15 protein-coding genes are annotated in these 16,788 nt (G+C 44.6%); 13 read left to right on the forward strand and 2 right to left on the reverse strand.

Features of this window, described 5'->3' with window-relative positions; translation table 11 throughout:
• Positions 1–252 precede the first annotated feature (252 nt).
• A complete protein-coding gene (locus tag AB4407_RS14620; RefSeq protein ID WP_372121080.1) occupies positions 253–1,437 on the forward strand; it encodes an NnrS family protein in 1,185 nt (394 codons plus the stop codon).
• Positions 1,438–1,785: 348 nt separating this feature from the next.
• Positions 1,786–2,103 carry a DUF3622 domain-containing protein gene (locus AB4407_RS14625; RefSeq protein WP_017056240.1) on the forward strand — a complete coding sequence of 106 codons (318 nt, stop codon included), beginning with the start codon at positions 1,786–1,788 and terminating at the stop codon, positions 2,101–2,103.
• Between the two features lie 170 nt (positions 2,104–2,273).
• Here AB4407_RS14625 and AB4407_RS14630 read toward each other — a convergent pair whose 3' ends face one another.
• Positions 2,274–3,320 carry a succinylglutamate desuccinylase/aspartoacylase family protein gene (locus AB4407_RS14630; protein WP_012604657.1) on the reverse strand — a complete coding sequence of 349 codons (1,047 nt, stop codon included), beginning with the start codon at positions 3,318–3,320 and terminating at the stop codon, positions 2,274–2,276.
• Between the two features lie 260 nt (positions 3,321–3,580).
• On the opposite strand from AB4407_RS14630, the gene AB4407_RS14635 reads away from it, so the two are divergent.
• Complete coding sequence (locus AB4407_RS14635; protein ID WP_372121081.1) at positions 3,581–4,120, forward strand: DUF3332 domain-containing protein; 540 nt, start codon at positions 3,581–3,583, stop codon at positions 4,118–4,120.
• Positions 4,121–4,259: 139 nt separating this feature from the next.
• Here the strand turns inward: AB4407_RS14635 and AB4407_RS14640 are convergent, their stop codons facing one another.
• Positions 4,260–5,732: an aminoacyl-histidine dipeptidase gene (locus AB4407_RS14640; protein ID WP_372121082.1), complete on the reverse strand. Its 1,473-nt coding sequence runs from the start codon at positions 5,730–5,732 to the stop codon at positions 4,260–4,262.
• 1,063 nt (positions 5,733–6,795) lie between these two features.
• Between AB4407_RS14640 and AB4407_RS14645 the strand changes: the two genes are divergently transcribed.
• The 10 genes from AB4407_RS14645 to ribBA all read left to right on the forward strand — a co-directional run bounded on the left by AB4407_RS14645 (position 6,796) and on the right by ribBA (position 16,760).
• Entirely contained in the window at positions 6,796–8,085 is a 1,290-nt protein-coding gene (locus AB4407_RS14645; RefSeq protein ID WP_009847476.1) for an NCS2 family permease, read from the forward strand.
• Positions 8,086–8,169: 84 nt separating this feature from the next.
• A complete protein-coding gene (gene tet(34) / locus AB4407_RS14650) occupies positions 8,170–8,634 on the forward strand; it encodes an oxytetracycline resistance phosphoribosyltransferase domain-containing protein Tet(34) (protein WP_004741499.1) in 465 nt (154 codons plus the stop codon).
• Between the two features lie 89 nt (positions 8,635–8,723).
• Positions 8,724–9,977 (forward strand): esterase FrsA, encoded by a 1,254-nt coding sequence (gene frsA / locus AB4407_RS14655; protein WP_009847474.1) that lies wholly within the window; start codon positions 8,724–8,726, stop codon positions 9,975–9,977.
• Positions 9,978–10,120: 143 nt separating this feature from the next.
• Positions 10,121–10,510 carry a sigma factor-binding protein Crl gene (crl, locus tag AB4407_RS14660; protein WP_009847473.1) on the forward strand — a complete coding sequence of 130 codons (390 nt, stop codon included), beginning with the start codon at positions 10,121–10,123 and terminating at the stop codon, positions 10,508–10,510.
• A gap of 76 nt (positions 10,511–10,586) precedes the next feature.
• Positions 10,587–11,771: a glutamate 5-kinase gene (proB, locus tag AB4407_RS14665; RefSeq protein ID WP_372121083.1), complete on the forward strand. Its 1,185-nt coding sequence runs from the start codon at positions 10,587–10,589 to the stop codon at positions 11,769–11,771.
• 66 nt (positions 11,772–11,837) lie between these two features.
• Positions 11,838–13,088, forward strand: coding sequence for a glutamate-5-semialdehyde dehydrogenase (locus AB4407_RS14670; protein WP_372121084.1), 1,251 nt, complete (start codon positions 11,838–11,840; stop codon positions 13,086–13,088).
• A 156-nt stretch (positions 13,089–13,244) separates the two neighbouring features.
• Positions 13,245–13,694 (forward strand): transcriptional regulator NrdR, encoded by a 450-nt coding sequence (gene nrdR, locus AB4407_RS14675; RefSeq protein WP_004734394.1) that lies wholly within the window; start codon positions 13,245–13,247, stop codon positions 13,692–13,694.
• Between the two features lie 40 nt (positions 13,695–13,734).
• Positions 13,735–14,838 (forward strand): bifunctional diaminohydroxyphosphoribosylaminopyrimidine deaminase/5-amino-6-(5-phosphoribosylamino)uracil reductase RibD, encoded by a 1,104-nt coding sequence (ribD, locus tag AB4407_RS14680; RefSeq protein WP_372121085.1) that lies wholly within the window; start codon positions 13,735–13,737, stop codon positions 14,836–14,838.
• A gap of 46 nt (positions 14,839–14,884) precedes the next feature.
• Positions 14,885–15,541: a riboflavin synthase gene (locus tag AB4407_RS14685; protein ID WP_048658105.1), complete on the forward strand. Its 657-nt coding sequence runs from the start codon at positions 14,885–14,887 to the stop codon at positions 15,539–15,541.
• Between the two features lie 109 nt (positions 15,542–15,650).
• Positions 15,651–16,760: a bifunctional 3,4-dihydroxy-2-butanone-4-phosphate synthase/GTP cyclohydrolase II gene (ribBA, locus tag AB4407_RS14690; RefSeq protein WP_372121086.1), complete on the forward strand. Its 1,110-nt coding sequence runs from the start codon at positions 15,651–15,653 to the stop codon at positions 16,758–16,760.
• Positions 16,761–16,788: the final 28 nt, after the last annotated feature.

Genomic DNA, 16,788 nt, shown 5'->3' on the forward strand with positions numbered 1-16,788 from the left:
TCTTACTATATGTGGCGAGATAGTAAAAGTCAGTAAGTTTCTATTTATACATCTATATGTCTTTATGACTCTTTTGGTTGTGTTTTTTTGACCTGTTTATTGGCTAGTGAATCTCGTGAGTGACTGTTTTTACTGGCTTTATCTAATTGGCGCGTTTCATGCAGTGTGATCTGCATATTGCATCGAATTTGATGCACACCAAATTTGGTTTAGGTAATACCTTGGCCGCTTATCTGAGAATTAGGAGCGAGTTTGTTAAATATCACAGATAAAAGTGTAGAAGACGCGATTCCAGCCTACCTGCGTTTAGGCTTTCGACCTTTCTTCTTTTTGGGCAGTCTCTATGCCGTGATTGCGATTGTGGCTTGGGTCATCATGTTCCAAAACGGTCAGCCTGAGATTTTAAACGTGCCCGCACTGTGGTGGCACGTGCATGAGATGCTGTTTGGTTTTTCGATGGCGATTGTTGTCGGCTTTGTGCTCACTGCCGTGCAAACGTGGACGGGCGTCAATGGCACCAAGCATTATCGATTAGCTGTGCTCGTCGGATTGTGGTTGGCACCTCGTATTCTGTTTTGGACTCCGGCTCCGCTATGGCTGATCTCTTCGATTGAAGCGCTGTTCTTAATCTTCGCGGCTTACGAGATTGGTTTCCGTGTCGTGAAGTCGAAAGGTTGGAAGAACCTATTCTTCGTACCGCTGTTTATATTGGCTATCGTGGCGAACTTTGCGAGCTACGCGACCATTAAAGGCATGCCTCCATTCCCATCGTCTGCAGTATGGCATGCAATGTTATGGTGGTTTACCTTGCTATTATCCGTGATGGGTGGACGAGTTATCCCGTTCTTCACGGCCCGTCGTTTTGACTTTGAGAAAGCGCAGCCGTTGGTTTGGTTGGAATGGTTGGCGAACCTGCCTTTGGTTGGATTGTTTGTTCTGAGCTTCTTCCCGTTAACCTTTGCTCAAGTGGGCAATGAGTTGATGGTTTTTGCGGGTGTTACTCAGTTGGTGCGCTTTATCCGTTGGAAGCCTTGGACAACCTTGTCTGAGCCATTAGTGTGGTCACTGCATACGGCTTACTTGTGTATCCCTCTAAGCTTGCTGTTACGTGGTTTGTTAGATAACCCATTTGCCAGTCATAACATGCTACACCTGTTCGCTATTGGCGGTTTGAGTGGCTTGATTCTCGCGATGATTACTCGTGTGACTATGGGACACACAGGTCGTGCGATTTACAAAGGGCCAAGCATGGCGTTAGCGTTCGCAGCCATTTTCATTGCCGCGTTAGTGCGCAGTTTGGGTGTGACCTTCTTCCCTGCTTACTTATTTGAGATGGTCAACATCAGCGCGGGTTTATGGACGTTGGCGTTTAGTCTGTTTATCTGGAAGTTTGGCATGATGTTGTTAACACCAAGAGTGGATGGTCATCCGGGGTAAGCGTATTGATTTTCTAACACATTTTTAAAGGGAAGCACTGAGCTTCCCTTTTTGATCGCAGCTAGTTATCGCTTTAATTTATCTCTGTTTGAGCACAGTTCATTTCATTGTTGTCGATAAAATAGCATAGAAGTTGATGGTGAATCGGAGAGTTACGAACCCATTGAAATCCGGCACACACAATTTACAGCACTGGAGTGTGATCCGCTGCAAATATTTGCAGCAATATTCATTGATTTGTGCTCTAATACCGCGCTTACCAAGGGATGGTGTTAAAAGATGCTCACTTAGATGGAGTTATCAAAGTTGACCGATCCCTTAATGATCTCCCTTAGGAAAAAATAGAACATGTCTAAGAACAAAAAATTTGATATCCGCCTTACAGAAAAACGCAACGGTTGGTGTGCAGAGATTACTCGTCAAGTAACGTCTCGCAGCACAACAGTATCTAAGCGTGAGTCTGGTTTTGAAACTGAAGCTCTAGCACAAGAGTGGGCAGAGAAAGAGCTAGCATCTTTCATCGCAAACCAAGCTGAACGTAACGAGCGTAAATCAGAGCAGCGTAAAGAGCGTGACGAACTACGTCATACTAAAGAACTTAAAGCTGAGCAAGCACGTGAAGCGCGCGCTAAAGCTCGTGCAGAAGAGCAAGAAGACGCTGAGTAATTCAGTGCATGATTAATTTATAGATCCCTTAATTTTAAGATAAGGGACAAGTAAAAAAAGCCCCAATATAACTTTTTTCTTTCTAGTCAAAAGTGTATTGGGGCTTTTTAGTTTGTGGAGTTTATTTTCGAAAATGTAGCCATTTCTTGCTAGTGACTACATGTCATTGATTAGTTGTTAAGCGCCGTTAGCCAATCATCTTCCGCTACTTCTTCAATATAGCTCTCAACGGATTGTCCCACTTCATCGTCATCTTGTTTGAAGTAAGCAATGTGGAATACTGCGTCACCTTCGTTTACCAACGGTAGAGTTTGTTGGCCAATCACGATACCGCCTTTGGTTGTGATCACTTGGCCTTCTTGGTGACCTAACGGAGAGCTTATGTAAGCGAGAGTTTGTCCTGCTTCAACTTGTTCGCCAAGTCTCACCATGTTACGCAAAATACCGTCTGACTCAGCGCGGATCCAGCTGGTGGATTTGCTCAACACTGGCTCTGGCAACTTTTTACGGTTTGGGCGCAGCATACCGATTTCTTTCATCACTTGATGTACGCCAAGGTAACCCGCACGAATCGCTAGGTGATCAAAACGCAACGCTTCACCACCTTCGTAAGTTAATACAGGGATACCCAATTTTTCCGCTTCGCTACGAAGTGATCCGTCACGCAGTGGTGAGTCAATGATCACTGGTGTTGCGAACGCTTTTGCGATGCGCAATGTTTCTGGGTTCGACAGGTTTGCACGGATCTGTGGCAAGTTAGTACGGTGAATCGCACCTGTGTGTAGATCCAAAATAAAATCACAGTGCTTCGCCACATTCTCAAAGAAAGTGTAAGCGATGCGTGATGTTAGCGATCCTTTCTCACTGCCAGGGAAGCAACGGTTTAGGTCACGACGGTCTGGTAGGTAACGAGATTTATGGATAAAGCCAAACACGTTAACGATAGGCACAACAATCAAGGTACCTTTCAGTTTCTTTGGATCAATCGCATTGGTCAGTTGTCGTGCAATCTCAACACCGTTTAGCTCATCGCCGTGGATAGCCGCATTTACCATCAATGTTGGGCCTGCTTGGCGACCGTGAATAATTTCAATCGGAATCGAAAGTGGAGAGTGCGTGTAAAGCTGAGCCGCTTGCAGTTCAATCTCCATTCGCTGTCCTGGCTGAACAGTATAACCAAGTAATTCGAATGGTTGATTAGGTTTTAGTCTTGCCATTTAGGTTGTTCTCAACATGGTGATAATTCGTTAACACGGAATGTACCAATCGTTGATTTTTAGTACGAATCAATCGGTTTACGGTGACGACAAAAGTTTTCTATGGAGCTGTCTATAAATAGGTTTCCAGTTTTAATTTGACTCATTATAGGGTGTTTCAAATTGTGGTTTTTCTGACAATACACTGATATTTGTCATTTGGTTGGTTGCTATTATCCACCGCCATTTTTTGGCGGCCAAATTCAAATATCGAGATGAAAATGAAAAAAACAATTTCAAAGGTTGTAGCACTAGCTGTGGTATCTGTTGCTTTATCTGGCTGTGTTGGTAGCAATGCAGTAACGGGTTACCTAATGAAGTTCAACCTTAAAGCCGTTGATAACCGTTACGCTCGTGGTGGTTTGAACATACTGCTTGCACCTGCTTACGGTCTAACAGTTGCAGCTGATTACTTGGTATTCAACTCACTAGAGTTCTGGACGGGCAGCAACCCACTAACAGGTGCACCGCATATATTTGATACTAAGATTGATACTTACCTTGATATAAACCATCAGCTTGATAAGTCACTGACTGAAGCACCAGTGGGTCCTATTACGAGTGCTGATATGATTAAGAAAGGTCAAATGCAGCAGATCGACGAAAACACGATCCAAATGGACATCACTTACCAGTCTGGTGAGCGTGCGACATTGATCGGAGTTCGTGATGGTGAGATGGTGACATACTTCATCGACGGCGAAGTAGTGGCACAAACTTCAATTGATGAGTTAGAAAGCTACGCGGCTTCACGCGCTTAATTGTTTATTTAGTCACAAGTACATAGCTACAAAGATTAGATACAAAAACAGGTACTCATTGAGTACCTGTTTTATTTTGTCTCGAATAAAAGATGCTTACTAAAAAGCCCCTTTTACTGAACAAACATAGCTTATCGAATTAAGCTTTTTCTGGGATTGCTTCAAGCAGTGCAACCATTTGGTTCCAGAATAGCTCAACGGTGTCGATCTTCACTTTCTCATCTGGAGAGTGAGGGAACTTGATGGTTGGGCCGAAAGAAACCATATCCATGTTCGGGTAAGGTTCTTTGAACAGACCACACTCAAGACCAGCATGGATAACCATGATATTTGGTTTGTGGCCGTAGATACCTTCGTACATGTCGCGGAAGATGTGCATGATCTCTGAATCAGCGTCTGGCTTCCAACCTGGGTAAGCACCAGAGAACGCGATGTTCGCGCCTGCGAGTTCAGCAACAGAGTGAAGCATGCTTTCTACTTGACTACGACCTGAATCGATTAGAGAACGAATCAGGCAAAGCACTGTGATTGAGTTCTCTTCTGTTGTGATAACACCTACGTTTAGAGACGTTTCAACAACACCTTCAATCTCGTCACTCATACGAATCACGCCGTTTGGACATGCGTTAAGTGCCGCGATAAAGCGCGCTTGGTCTGCTGACGCAAGTGCACCCATTTCAACCGAAGTTTCTTCGTTGAAAGTAACAATGCTGTCTTCTACTTTACCTAGCTCTGTTGAAAGCAGCTCTGTGTAGTAGTTGTATAGCGAAGCCAGTTTCTCTTGGTTTGCAGCAGGTACTGCAACTGTTACGAAGCCTTCACGAGGGATTGCGTTACGAAGGCTACCACCTTTGAATTCTACGATGCGCAGGTCTAGCTCTTTCGCGTGACCCGCTAGGAAGCGAGCAAGCAGTTTGTTCGCGTTTGAACGACCAGTGTGGATGTCACAACCAGAGTGACCGCCTTTAAGGCCTTTCAGCGTTAGCTTACGTGTTACGAAGTCAGCAGGAATTGCGTTACGTGCAACATCAAATGTCATTGCGCCGTCGATACCGCCAGCACAACCCATGTACACTTCGCCTTCTTGCTCAGAATCGGTGTTAAGAAGGATGTCACCTTCTAACCAACCTGCTTCCAGACCGAAAGCACCTGTCATACCTGCTTCTTCGTCTACTGTTAGTAGAACTTCGATAGGGCCGTGCTTGATTTCGTTTGAAGCAAGAACTGCCAAACAAGAAGCCATGCCCATGCCGTTATCAGCGCCAAGCGTTGTGCCTTTTGCTGTAACCCACTCACCATCGATGTATGGTTGGATTGGATCTTTAGCGAAGTCATGAACGGTGTCTTCGTTCTTTTGTGGAACCATATCGATGTGAGCTTGTAGCACCACACCTTTTTTGTTTTCCATACCCGGCGTTGCAGGCTTCTTGATGAATACGTTGCCCGTTGGGTCACGACGTACATCTAGGCCTTGCTCTGTTGCCCAAGCAATAATGTATTGAGCAAGCTCTTCTTCATGCTTTGAAGGGTGTGGGATTGAGCAAATCTTATCGAAGAACTGCCAAATAGGGGCAGGGGATAATTTACTGATCTCAGAATGGAATTCAGACACGGATGACTCCTTTTTTATTTGATAACCATATATTTAGAATTTCTATAGGTAAAAACTTAGAACAAAAATCTAAAATATGGGTCTGTTTTGATGGCAACAGCATACCACTAGAGTGTTTTGACGAGTAGCGGTTCTAAACCTCAAATAGCTCAAATTTTGAAAGCGATCTTGTCTATCTGATCATAAATAAGCGCATTGATGCTTATAAATGGTGCAGGCAAACGTTTGTTTGATTCTTTTTTGTAATTTAATTACAGGAATGAGTTTGTAAAATAACCGTAAATAGCCAAAAGTGTGACGCGCAGCAAAAAATACTTGTAATCTTTTTTCTTTAGGGTATATTGATAACCAACTTCTGAAGTGAAGAGTAAATGCTCAAAGGATGAGTCCGTTTTATCGCCTCCAAGGAACCGAGAAATCAAATTCGTTTTTTATTGATTTATTAAGGTGATAGTTATGAAAGGTTTACCATCTGCAATGTTCTGGATTAACAGCTCTGTTTACACTAGCAACTTTGCATACCCTACAAGCTTTGGTTACTAATATCGTAAGCATGTAACTCGAACAGTTTTGTTCACCCCTATATATTGGAATTATTTTACAGCCCTTTTGGTTGACAGATTCTACCGCCACTCAGTTTTGAGTGGCGTTTTTTTTGCCTGCTACTTTTCCAAACCGCTTTCGCTTATCACTTTTCCTGCTGTTCTGCGTGGTTGTTTTTTAAACGCCGAAATATCAATTTGCGCCTTATTACTGATCCTGTTGAAAAATACATAACTATTGTGGGTTTGAATTCGGAATTTATTAGCTAGATTCTCAATGAAAATAGCCGATGGTAGAAAAAGCAACCAACTAATCATATTGAGCATTTTGATTTTAATTGCTTGTTTTTAATAATCATTTCCCATTTATGCTTTTATTTTTAATCGCTCTGTTTCATACGGCATTCTGATAAAGATCGATTAGAGCCTTAATTCTATCTGGAATTTGTTATTTGATAACTTTATAATCCACAGCCAATCGATTACGCAACCGTTTACTTTTACCCTTATAGGATTCGATAATGTTCGAAAAGCTATTCAAACTCAGTGAAAATGGCACCAATGTGCGCACTGAAATCATCGCAGGTCTAACAACCTTCCTAACAATGGCTTACATCATTTTTGTAAACCCAATGATTCTAGCTGATGCTGGTATGGACCATGGCGCTGTATTTGTAGCAACCTGTTTAGCCGCTGCTATTGGCTGTTTCATCATGGGCTTTGTTGCTAACTACCCAATTGCTCAAGCTCCAGGCATGGGTTTGAACGCATTCTTTACCTACGCTGTTGTCATGGGTATGGGTTATACGTGGCAAGTTGCTCTGGCAGCGGTTTTCGTATCAGGCGTAATCTTCATTTTTTTAAGTATCTTTAAGATCCGTGAATGGATTATCAACTCGATTCCTATGTCTCTGCGTGTTGGTATCTCTGCGGGTATCGGTCTTTTCCTAGCATTTATTGCACTGAGCAATGCTGGCATCGTTGTTTCTAACCCTGCAACTAAAGTTTCACTGGGCGACATTACCGCGATTGCTCCTATCCTAGGTGCGCTTGGTTTCTTCCTTACGATTGCTCTTGTTCACCGTGGCGTGAAAGGCGCAGTAATGATTGCGATTCTAGCTATCACAGCTGTTGGTATTGTTATTGGTGACGTTCAATACGGCGGCATCATGTCGACACCACCAAGCCTTGCACCGACATTCATGCAGCTTGATTTCTCTGCTGTATTTGAAATAGGTATGATTTCAGTAGTATTCGCTTTCTTGTTCGTCGATTTATTCGATACAGCGGGCACTCTGGTTGGTGTTGCAACGAAAGCAAACCTAATCAAAGAAGACGGTAAACTGCCTCGTCTGAACAAGGCACTGCTTGCTGACTCTACAGCAACATCTATTGGTGCATTGTTAGGTACATCAAACACAACCTCTTACGTTGAGAGTGTTGCGGGTGTCGCTGAAGGCGGCCGTACCGGTCTAACGGCTGTTGTTGTTGGTATATTATTCCTACTGGCTCTTTTCTTCTCACCGCTTGCAGGTATGATTCCAGCCTACGCAACATCAGGTGCGTTGTTCTATGTAGCAATTTTGATGATGTCTGGCCTAGTTGGTATTGATTGGCGTGATCTTACGGAAGCAGCCCCAGTCGTGGTAACATGTCTGCTTATGCCGTTGACATACTCTATCGCTGAGGGTATCTCATTAGGCTTCATCGCTTACGCTGCAATTAAGCTGCTAAGTGGTAAAGGTCGCGATGTTTCACCTGCTGTGTGGGTAATGTCGGCTATCTTTATTCTTAAATATACTTTCGCTTAATCGTCTAGATTTCTGCTTAATCGCTGAAGAGGTTATGTTTGAAATAGCCTCTAATAACATGACAAAATTATTAGGTTTTATACTATGAGCAACAAATTCGTTATCACTTGGGACAACATGCAGACTTACTGCCGTCAACTTGCTGAAAAGCAAATGCCAGCAGAGCAGTGGAAAGGCATCTGGGCAGTAAGCCGTGGTGGTTTGGTTCCTGGTGCAATCTTGGCTCGTGAGCTAGGTATTCGTCACGTAGATACGATTTGTATTTCTAGCTACGACCACGATCACCAACGTGATATGACAGTCGTTAAAGCACCTGAAGGTGACGGCGAAGGCTTCCTAATCGTTGAAGATCTTGTTGATAGTGGTGACACTGCACGCAAGCTTCGTGAAATGTACCCGAAAGCGAAATTGATCGCTGTGTGTGCAAAGCCATCTGGCGCACACCTACTAGACGAGTACATCGTAGATATCGCTCAAGATACATGGATTGAGCAACCTTGGGACACTAGCCTAAGCTACGTTGAACCAGTAAATCGCAAGTCAAAATAAGCGTAAACTTAGTTTTTTGAGAAATGACCCTTTATAGGGTCATTTTTTTTTATATGATTAGTGACAACCATTTCTTATTAAGTATCCCAATGTCTGAATCAGAAGAAACGAGCTCGAACCTTTCGGAAACCTTGTTTGTAAAACACAAGCAGGCTAAAGAGACCTCAATGCTGACACAATACATGCCAAGCTCTGAAGCGCTATTGGATGAGAAGCGTGAACAGCAAAACTCATCATGGTACCGAAACCTAAGACGTCTTCAGTGGGTATGGCAAGGCGTTAACCCCATTGAGCAAGAAGCGGTATTGGCTCGCATCGCGTCATCAGATAACTCTCGTACAACCGATGAGTGGCTTGATACGGTCATGGGTTACCGAAGTGGTAACTGGGCATACGAATGGACCAAGCTAGGTATGCAGCATCAAAATCGCTCGAACGAGAAGAAGGGTGAAGAAATGGCTGAAGAGCTGTTTTCAGCATCGTTATGTTTTAGCATAGCGGGTTACCCACATCTCAAGAACGACAATTTGGCTGCTCAGGCTCAAGTGTTGGCCAACGCAGCTTATTCTGAAGCAATTAAGCATACGAAGTTGATCGTCAAACAGATTGATATTCCATACCAAAACAAAAAGATCAAAGCGAATTTGCATCTAACCAAAACAGACAAACCACAACCGGTTGTGATTGTCAGCGCTGGTCTAGATAGCTTGCAAACCGATATGTGGCGCTTGTTTAGGGATTATTTAGCACCAAAGAACATTGCCATGCTAACGGTAGACATGCCATCGATAGGGCACAGTGCACATTGGCCGTTAACAGAAGACTCATCTTGTCTTCACCAAGCTGTCTTGAATGAACTGCCTAATATCCCGTGGGTCGATCACCACAAGGTTGGCTTGTTTGGCTTCCGCTTTGGTGGCAATGCGATGGTGAGACTATCTTTCCTTGAGCAGCATAAGCTTAAAGCGTGTATCTCTTTAGGTGCGCCAATTCACGATATCTTTGTTCATGCCGACAAATTGAAACAGATGCCTAAAATGCATTTAGATGTGTTGGCCTCGCGTCTTGGTAAGGGGGCGGTTGATATCAATAGTCTTTCTGGGCAATTGATGGCGTGGTCACTTAAGGTGCAAGGTTTGCTGTCAAACAGTAAAACCAGTGTGCCTATCTTGGCATTAGCCTTAGAGGGCGACCCTGTATCACCTCCAATGGATAATCAACTGGTTGCTATTTACAGTGATTACGGTAAAGCGAAGAAAATCAAAGCTAAGTCAATTACACAAGGTTATGAGCAATCCCTCGAATTGGCGATAAAGTGGCTTGAGGATGAATTATTTAGATGACATTTCTCCTAAATTAGTTAAGCATGAAAAGTGTACAAAGTAAGTACATGATACTCAGAGAAATTTTATAAGAACCAATTGCGTACTTTCTACGTACTGCAGTCTGAGTAACGTCATTCTTAGCATTGAAATGGAGATTCAATATGTCAGAAGTGACACAACAACCTACGCATTATCGCTTGTTAAATGTTTTAAAGGCCATTGGCCCTTACTTAAGAGAGCCGCAATCAGAAGAAGGCCACTATATTTTTGATTGCTTGTCTGTGTGTGTGAACGATAAAAAATCACCAGAAGAACGTGAGTTTTGGGGCTGGTGGTTGGAGTTGGATAAGTCGGAAGAAGGATTTTCGGCGAAGTACAACACGGGTAAATACAACATCGATGGTAACTGGGATCCTTTGCCATTACCTAAAAAGGCGATCGCTGAGGTCTCTCGAACTCAAGAAGCCTTTCACCAAAAGCTGGTTGATGAACTTCAAAAGAAATTTGAAATCGGCGTTCAGTTAGACGAAGAGTCTGTCGAATTCGTCTGATTTTAAAGGTTACTCTTCTATATAAAGCAAAAAGGTGCGATTTCGCACCTTTTCTGCTTGTGAATTCCCCTTTTGATTGCTAAAACATCACCTCTTATTTGTTTTATCCATAAAAGACTTCATGACAACAAATCATCAAAGCGGGACAACAACACAGCGTAAAACTGTCGTTGTTAAACTGGGTACCAGTGTCTTAACTGGTGGAACATTGGCATTAGACCGCGCTCATATGGTTGAGTTGGTTCGTCAATGTGCTGAATTAAAAAAACAAGGCCACTCTGTGGTTATGGTTTCGTCTGGCGCAATTGCAGCCGGACGTGAGCACCTTGGTTACCCCGCACTTCCCAACTCGATGGCAAGCAAACAATTGCTTGCGGCAGTTGGGCAAAGTCAGTTGATTCAAGTTTGGGAGTCTTTGTTTGCTATCTATGGCCTTAAGATTGGCCAGATGCTACTGACTCGTGCTGATCTCGATGATCGCGAGCGTTTTCTTAATGCACGTGACACGATCAATGCGCTTGTTGAGCACGACATTATTCCGGTAGTAAACGAAAACGACGCAGTAGCCACCAACGAAATTAAAGTGGGCGACAATGATAACTTGTCGGCCTTAGTGGGGATTTTGTGCGGTGCTGATAAGCTTTTGTTATTAACGGACCAAAAAGGCCTGTTTACGGCTGACCCTCGTAAAGACCCAAATGCTGAGCTCATCAAAGAAGTGAAAACCATTGATGACACACTGCGCAAGATCGCAGGCGGAAGTGGTACTACGTTAGGTACTGGCGGCATGGCGACAAAACTGCAGGCGGCTGATATTGCTCGTCGCGCTGGCATCGAAGTAATTATTGCTGCGGGCAGTGCTGAAAATGTGGTGTTTGACTCACTGAGTGACAACCCACAAGGCACACGTTTCTTACCGTTAGCGGAAGCGCTTGAAAACCGTAAACGCTGGATTCTAGCGGGCCCTGCTTCAGCTGGTGACATTGTGGTCGACGACGGCGCAGTAAACGCAGTCAACACTAAAGGCAGCAGCTTGTTGGCGAAAGGGGTTGTTCGAGTTAAAGGCGAATTCTCTCGTGGTGAAGTCACCCAAGTTACAGACAGCAAAGGTAAAGTAATTGCGCGTGGTATCGCTAGCTACTCAAGCCAAGACCTTGCAAAAATAGCAGGCAAGCACAGTAAAGATATTGGCGACATCCTTGGCTACGATTACGGGTCGGAAGTCATTCACCGTGACGACCTGGCTGTAATCCAAGAATAGCTCGTGATGAGAAGGCGAATCACCTTTTTGCATCCAAAGACAGACAGAATTTAGGGAGAGTTAAACGTGGATTTAACTAACATGGGTATCGCAGCAAAAGATGCTGCTTTCCACCTAGCGACCGCATCTACGGCGCAAAAGAATAAAGCATTGGCGATCATCGCTGATGAACTAGAAGCAAACGCAGCAACGATTTTAGAAGCCAACGCGAAAGACATCGAATTAGGTCGCGAAGCGGGGTTAACTGACGCACTGCTTGATCGTCTACTTCTTAACGAAGAGCGTTTAACAGGCATAGCTAATGATGTTCGTAACGTGATTAGCCTGAATGACCCAGTAGGCAGCGAAATTGACAGCAAGGTACTGGAAAACGGCATGTCATTGTCTCGCCGTCGCGTACCGCTTGGTGTGGTTGGCGTTATCTATGAAGCGCGTCCGAACGTAACCATTGATATTGCGGCATTGTGTCTGAAGACAGGTAACGCAAGTATCCTTCGTGGCGGTAAAGAGACGTTTTTCACGAACATGGAACTGGTTAAAGTTATCCAGTCTGCATTAGAGAAAGCGGAACTTCCTGCGGCTTCTGTTCAGTACATCGAAAAACCGGATCGTGAACTCGTATCTCAACTGCTTAAGCTAGATGACTATGTTGACATGATCATTCCTCGTGGTGGTGCTGGCTTGCACAAGATGTGTAAAGAGAACAGCACCATTCCAGTGATCATCGGTGGTTTCGGTATCAGCCATATCTTTGTTGATGAAAGCGCTGATCTTGAGAAGTCTGTTGATGTGGTTGAAAACTCGAAAGTTCAACGTCCATCTGCATGTAACTCATTGGATACACTGCTAGTGCATGAAGCGGTTGCTGAAGCTTTCCTTACTAAGCTGAAACAGCGTTTAGCGGGCAAGGTAACCTTGGTTGCTGATGCGAGTGCAAAATCACTGCTAACTGGCTTTGAAGACCAACGTGATGCGGTTGAAGGTGACTTTGACACTGAATGGCTAAGCTACACGTTAGGCGTAAAAGTGGTTGCTGACGTTGCAGAAGCGATTGACCACATGCGCGTACACAACGCGAGTCACTCTGATGCGATCATGACTAACAGCCTAGAAAGCTCAGAGCGCTTTATTAACTCGGTAGGTTCTGCGGCGGTATATGTAAATGCATCAACTCGCTTCACTGATGGTGCGCAGTTTGGTTTGGGCGCTGAAGTAGCAGTCTCTACCCAGAAATTACATGCTCGCGGCCCTATGGGCTTAGAAGAGCTAACAAGTTACAAATGGGTAGGTAAAGCGAACTATTTAGTTCGCGGTTAACGCTGGTCGTTAATTTTACTCCTCAGCTCATTTTTGAAATGGCTTTGGAGTAGCAATAATCAATGAATTACCACACAAAAGGGCCTTAATTGGCCCTTTTTCTTTCCTAACGTTTGGCAATTCCGTTACACTGATATTCAATTATTTGGAGGTGATATGCATTGTCCTTTTTGTTCAGAGAACGACACTAAAGTAATCGATTCAAGACTGGTAGCCGATGGCCATCAGGTTCGTCGTCGCCGTCAATGCCTTGCATGTAGCGAACGTTTTACTACGTTCGAATCGGCAGAACTTGTGATGCCTAAAGTAATTAAGTCGAATGGAAACCGCGAACCATTTAATGAAGATAAAATGGTCGGTGGTGTTCAGCGCGCCCTCGAAAAACGCCCAGTGAGTGCTGATGCCATTGAACTTGCGATCAGTACGATTAAGTCACAACTCCGTGCAACTGGTGAGCGTGAAGTACCAAGCGAGATGATTGGTAACCTTGTGATGGGCCAATTGAAAGAATTGGACAAAGTGGCGTACATCCGTTTTGCCTCTGTTTACCGTAGTTTTGAAGACATCCGAGAGTTTGGCGAAGAAATCGCTAAATTAGAGGATTAACTCCTCAATCATGTCAAACTTTACTCCCCTAGATTTTCAAATGATGTCGCGTGCTATTCAGTTAGCAAAACGCGGCATTTACACTACTGCACCAAACCCGAATGTGGGCTGTGTCATCGTACAAACCGATGGTCAGATCGTCGGTGAAGGTTTTCATGCTAAAGCGGGCGAACCTCATGCCGAAGTGCATGCCATGAGAATGGCAGGCGATAAGGCCAAAGGCGCGACAGCTTATGTCACACTTGAACCTTGTTCGCATTATGGTCGAACGCCGCCTTGTGCCGAAGGTTTGATTAAGGCTCAAGTTGCAAAAGTAATTTGTGCCATGCAGGACCCAAATCCTAAAGTCGCAGGGCGTGGCATCAAGATGCTACGCGACGCGGGTATTGAGGTTGAAATCGGTTTGCTTGAGCAAGATGCTCTCGATTTGAACCCTGCATTTATCAAGCGTATGCAAACAGGCATGCCTTTTGTTCAGCTTAAAATGGCAGCCAGCCTTGATGGTCAAACTGCATTGGCAAATGGTCAAAGCCAGTGGATAACATCGCCAGAAGCACGTCGTGATGTTCAGAATTATCGAGCAAAGTCCGGTGCGGTTCTATCAACCAGCCAAACGGTGATTCAAGACAGCGCATCGCTGAATGTTCGTTGGGCTGAATTACCAAGCAGCGCTCAAGCTCATTACGCTGAAGCCGAGCTACGTCAGCCGATTCGCGTGATTCTTGATCGTCAAAATCAACTGCGCCCTGAGCTCAAGTTATATCAGTCGCCAACACCAGTGTTAAGGGTGGCTGAAGCGTCTGCGGATATTGAAGTAGGAACCACAGATGCAGGTCAGCTCGATTTGCACGATCTGATGCGTCAATTACCTGCCAATCATATCGACCATATTTGGGTCGAAGCGGGCGCAACATTGGCAAAAAGCTTGATTGAAGAACAGCTGGTGGATGAGCTAATCCTCTATTTAGCACCTAAACTTATGGGCAGTGACGGACGAGGTTTGATGGGCGCATTAGGGCTCACTTCAATGTCTGACGTTATTGACCTAGAAATTAAAGATGTTCGACAGGTTGGTGTGGATATTCGCATTGTGGCGAAACCAATTGTGGCTAAACCAATAGCAGCGAAACCACTCTCGAAATAGTTACTCCAACTGCATACGTGTCGTTGACAATAAAAAGAGTTTTAAAATGTTTACAGGAATTGTAGAAGCCGTAGGTACATTGAGTGCAATCACTCCCCGCGGAGAAGACATCACCGTAACGGTCAACGTTGGCAAGCTTGATATGGCTGACGTTCAGTTAGGCGACAGTATCGCAACCAATGGTGTGTGTTTGACAGTCGTTGAATTCAACGACCACAGCTACAGTGCAGACCTTTCGCTTGAGACCCTGAAAAAAACGGGTTTTGTCGATTACCAAGCGGGCGATAAAGTTAACCTTGAGAAAGCAATGTTACCAACCACGCGTTTCGGTGGACACATTGTGTCTGGTCACGTTGATGGCGTGGGTGAGATTGTTGAACGCAACCAAGTTGGCCGTGCAATTGAGTTTTGGGTAGAAATGCCAGCAGAGATCTCAAAATACGTCGCTCAAAAAGGCTCAATAACGGTCGATGGCATCAGTCTGACTGTGAACGATTTACGCAAGAACGCATTCAAGCTGACTATCGTTCCTCACACCTCTTCAGAAACCACCATAGACCAATTCAATGTTGGTCGCAAAGTGAATCTAGAAGTCGATGTATTAGCGCGCTATATGGAGCGTTTACTGCAAGGCCAGCAGCAAGAGTCTGAGCCTGAATCTCGATTAACAATGGAATTCTTACAGCAGAATGGTTTTGCTTAACCGTTTGTACAAAGCTTGCTAAAGAGTACTTTGTAAAAGCGCAGCAATATCATCAGGTTTAAATAGTGTCGGTTCTAGGAAGCAGAACCATTTCAAAGGATATAGAACAATGCCAATTAGTACTCCTCAAGAAATTATTGAAGACATTCGCCTAGGGAAAATGGTTATCCTGATGGATGATGAAGATCGCGAAAATGAAGGCGATCTGATCATGGCAGCTGAACATGTCACGCCAGAAGCGATTAACTTCATGGCGATGTATGGCCGTGGTTTAATCTGTTTAACACTGACCAAAGAGCGTTCAAGCCGCATGGGTTTAGCGCCTATGGTTCAAGATAACAACGCTCAATACACGACTAACTTTACGGTTTCAATTGAAGCTGCAGAGGGCGTAACAACCGGTATTTCTGCATCAGACCGCGCTGTTACCATTCAAGCTGCTGTGGCAAAAGACGCAAAAGCGGCTGACTTAGTTCAACCTGGGCATATTTTCCCTCTGACTGCTCAAGAAGGTGGTGTTCTAACGCGCGCAGGCCATACTGAAGCAGGTTGTGACTTAGCTCGGTTAGCAGGCTGTGAGCCAGCGTCTGTTATCGTTGAGATCCTAAATGACGACGGCACCATGGCACGTCGTCCTGATCTTGAAGTGTTCGCAGAAAAGCATGACATCAAGCTAGGCACCATAGCTGACTTGATCGAATACCGTAACAACACAGAAACAACGATTGAGCGCGTTGCACAATGTCATTTGCCAACAGAGTTTGGTGATTTCGAGCTTGTGACTTACCGTGACACGATCGATAACCAGATCCACTATGCAATGCAAAAAGGCAGCTTAACCGAAGGTGCTCCTTTGGTGCGTGTTCACCTGCATGACACGTTCACTGACCTGCTTCATTCAGACCGTGGTACAGAGCGTAGCTGGTCGCTAGATAAAGCGATGAAGCGCATTGGCGATGAAGGCGGTGTGCTGGTTATTCTGGGCAACGAAGAGTCTTCTGATTCTTTGATTCACAAAGTGAAGACATTCGAAGCGCAAGATAAGAACGAGCAGCCAACCATGGCTAAGAAGCAGGGTACTTCTCGTCGTGTTGGTGTGGGTTCTCAGATTCTACAAGACCTAGGTGTTCATGATATGCGTTTGTTGTCTTCAAGCACTAAGCGTTACCACGCATTGGGTGGTTTTGGCCTTAACGTTGTTGAATACGTTTGCGAGTAAGATGACGTCTGTCCGTTTATAGCGACAT

This window comes from Vibrio sp. 10N.261.46.E11 (assembly GCF_041472735.1).
In the GTDB taxonomy this organism is placed as follows: domain Bacteria; phylum Pseudomonadota; class Gammaproteobacteria; order Enterobacterales; family Vibrionaceae; genus Vibrio.

Bases quoted from the DNA above. Each gene is read 5' to 3' on its own strand.
- ribBA (WP_372121086.1), top strand. From the start codon at position 15,651: ATGCCAATTAGTACTCCTCAAGAAATTATTGAAGACATTCGCCTAGGG.
- ribD (WP_372121085.1), top strand. From the start codon at position 13,735: ATGATGTCGCGTGCTATTCAGTTAGCAAAACGCGGCATTTACACTACT.
- AB4407_RS14685 (WP_048658105.1), top strand. From the start codon at position 14,885: ATGTTTACAGGAATTGTAGAAGCCGTAGGTACATTGAGTGCAATCACT.
- nrdR (WP_004734394.1), top strand. From the start codon at position 13,245: ATGCATTGTCCTTTTTGTTCAGAGAACGACACTAAAGTAATCGATTCA.
- AB4407_RS14645 (WP_009847476.1), top strand. From the start codon at position 6,796: ATGTTCGAAAAGCTATTCAAACTCAGTGAAAATGGCACCAATGTGCGC.
- AB4407_RS14635 (WP_372121081.1), top strand. From the start codon at position 3,581: ATGAAAAAAACAATTTCAAAGGTTGTAGCACTAGCTGTGGTATCTGTT.
- crl (WP_009847473.1), top strand. From the start codon at position 10,121: ATGTCAGAAGTGACACAACAACCTACGCATTATCGCTTGTTAAATGTT.
- AB4407_RS14625 (WP_017056240.1), top strand. From the start codon at position 1,786: ATGTCTAAGAACAAAAAATTTGATATCCGCCTTACAGAAAAACGCAAC.
- AB4407_RS14630 (WP_012604657.1), bottom strand. From the start codon at position 3,320: ATGGCAAGACTAAAACCTAATCAACCATTCGAATTACTTGGTTATACT.
- frsA (WP_009847474.1), top strand. From the start codon at position 8,724: ATGTCTGAATCAGAAGAAACGAGCTCGAACCTTTCGGAAACCTTGTTT.